The organism is Streptomyces sp. NPDC054847, assembly GCF_053610925.1.
On the sequence record NZ_JBSGZJ010000699.1, the window covers coordinates 1 to 2,259 of the forward strand.

Annotated in this window: 2 protein-coding genes; both read right to left on the reverse strand. The window is 68.7% G+C overall.

The features are described 5' to 3' along the window. Nucleotides 1-34 precede the first annotated feature (34 nt). The gene (locus tag ACWGH4_RS34390; protein ID WP_004571953.1) at nucleotides 35-316 is read right to left on the reverse strand and encodes an HU family DNA-binding protein; all 282 of its coding nucleotides are present in this window, start codon (nucleotides 314-316) and stop codon (nucleotides 35-37) included. Nucleotides 317-659: 343 nt separating this feature from the next. Next, complete coding sequence (locus ACWGH4_RS34395; RefSeq protein ID WP_453467748.1) at nucleotides 660-2,093, reverse strand: malic enzyme-like NAD(P)-binding protein; 1,434 nt, start codon at nucleotides 2,091-2,093, stop codon at nucleotides 660-662. Between the last annotated feature and the right edge of the window lie 166 nt (nucleotides 2,094-2,259).

The window sequence follows — 2,259 nt, forward strand, 5'->3', positions numbered from 1 at the left end:
GCACGGGGTGGCCGCCCTCACGCTGCCGAAGGCCTTACTTGCCCTTGGCGGCTTCCTTGAGCTTCGAGCCCGCGGAGACCTTCACGCTGTAGCCGGCCGGGATCTGGATCGGGTCGCCGGTCTGCGGGTTCCGAGCGGTGCGAGCGGCACGGTGGGTGCGCTCGAAGGTCAGGAAGCCGGGGATGGTGACCTTCTCGTCGCCCTTGGCGACGACCTCGCCGACGGTCTCGGCGAGAGCGGCCAGAACGGCGTCGGCGTCCTTGCGGGTCACCTCGGCGCGGTCGGCCAGCGCGGCCACCAGCTCACTGCGGTTCATTTTGTTACTCCCGTGTTCTTCTTGCCTGTGAGGCGTGGATCGAAGCCGATGCTGCCAGGGCCCTCGGACAGTCCCCGGACCCGGGTCTGCTGTCAGACCCCTCCGCGCCCGCGGGACTTCCCCCAGGACGCAGGTCCTCGGGGAAGCATCCTGCCCCCACCAGCGGCGGGAAAGCCAATCCGGCACCCTCCGGAGTCACACGAAGGCCACCACTGCCTCATCGTGGTGACGTTCCGTCGACTCCCTGGAGACTCGTCGGAGCGGGCGTGCCGGGGCCGCGTGCTCCCTGATCCGCCACCCTAAAGGGGGGTTTGCAACCCCGCGACCCGCGACGCGCCGTATGTCAGTGGGACGTGGGGCCTGTCACAGTCGGGCCTGCGGCCTTCGCGGCGTCCCGGACGGCGCCCGCGACGGCTCCGGCGACCTTGTCGTTGAAGACCGAGGGGATGATGTAGTTCGGGTTGAGTTCGTCCTCCGTGACGACGCCCGCGAGCGCGGCCGCGGCCGCGAGCATCATCTCGGTGTTGACGGTGCGGGACTGGGCGTCCAGCAGGCCGCGGAACACACCGGGGAAGACCAGCACGTTGTTGATCTGGTTGGGGAAGTCCGAGCGGCCGGTGGCCACAACTGCCGCCGTCTGCCGGGCGATTGCGGGGTCGACCTCGGGGTCGGGGTTCGCGAGCGCGAACACGATCGCGTCATCGGCCATGGCCGCGACGTCGTCCGCGCCCAGCACGTTGGGCGCGGAGACGCCGATGAAGACGTCCGCTCCGACGACCGACTCCTTGAGCGTGCCGGTGACACCCTCGGGGTTGGTGTTGTCGGCGATCCACCGCAACGGGGAGTCGGGGGTGGCGTCCACCAGGTCGGCGCGGTCCGCGTGCACGACGCCGTGGATGTCGGCGACGACGGCGTGCTTGACGCCGGCCGCGATGAGGAGCTTGAGGATGGCGGTACCGGCCGCCCCGGCGCCGGACATGACCACGCGCACGTCGCCGATCCCCTTGCCCACCACGCGCAGCGCGTTGGTCAGGGAGGCGAGGACGACGATCGCCGTGCCGTGCTGGTCGTCGTGGAAGACGGGGATGTCGAGGGCCTCGCGGAGCCGTGCCTCGATCTCGAAGCAGCGCGGCGCGGAGATGTCCTCGAGGTTGATGCCCGCGAAGCCGGGGGCGATCGCCTTGACGATCTCGACGATGGCGTCGGTGTCCTGGGTGTCCAGGCACAGCGGCCAGGCGTCGATGCCGGCGAAGCGCTTGAAGAGGGCCGCCTTGCCCTCCATGACCGGCAGTGCGGCCTTGGGGCCGATGTTGCCGAGGCCCAGCACGGCGGAGCCGTCGGTCACCACTGCAACGGAGTTGCGCTTGATGGTCAGGCGGCGGGCGTCCTCGGGGTTCTCGGCGATCGCCATGCAGACCCGCGCCACACCCGGGGTGTAGATCATCGACAGGTCGTCACGGTTGCGGATGGGGTGCTTGGACGCCATCTCGATCTTGCCGCCGAGGTGCATCAGGAACGTACGGTCGGAGACCTTGCCGAGGACGACGCCCTCGATGTCGCGCAGACCCTCGACGATCTCGTCGGCGTGCGCGGTGGAGCTCGCGGCGATCGTGACGTCGATCCGCAGCTTCTCGTGGCCGGACGCGGTCACGTCGAGGCCGGTTACGGAACCGCCGGAGGACTCCACGGCCGTGGTGAGCTGGGAGACCGCGGTTCCGCTCGCGGGCACCTCCAGTCGGACCGTCATCGAGTACGAGACGCTGGGCGCCGTTGCCATGACCGGGTTCCTCTGCTTTCCCTAGCTTCATTGCTGTGCGGTACCGCACCTGAGGCCCGGCAGCGCTGTGAAGATGGTGACACCTACCCGCCGGTAGCAGGTAATGCGGTCATATTGTTTTCGGAAATTGTTTTCCACCATACGAGAAAGCGCCCGGAAACTGAAG

Excerpts from the sequence above, each read along its gene's own strand:
- ACWGH4_RS34390 (WP_004571953.1), bottom strand. The coding sequence starts at position 316 with ATGAACCGCAGTGAGCTGGTGGCCGCGCTGGCCGACCGCGCCGAGGTG.
- ACWGH4_RS34395 (WP_453467748.1), bottom strand. The coding sequence starts at position 2,093 with ATGGCAACGGCGCCCAGCGTCTCGTACTCGATGACGGTCCGACTGGAG.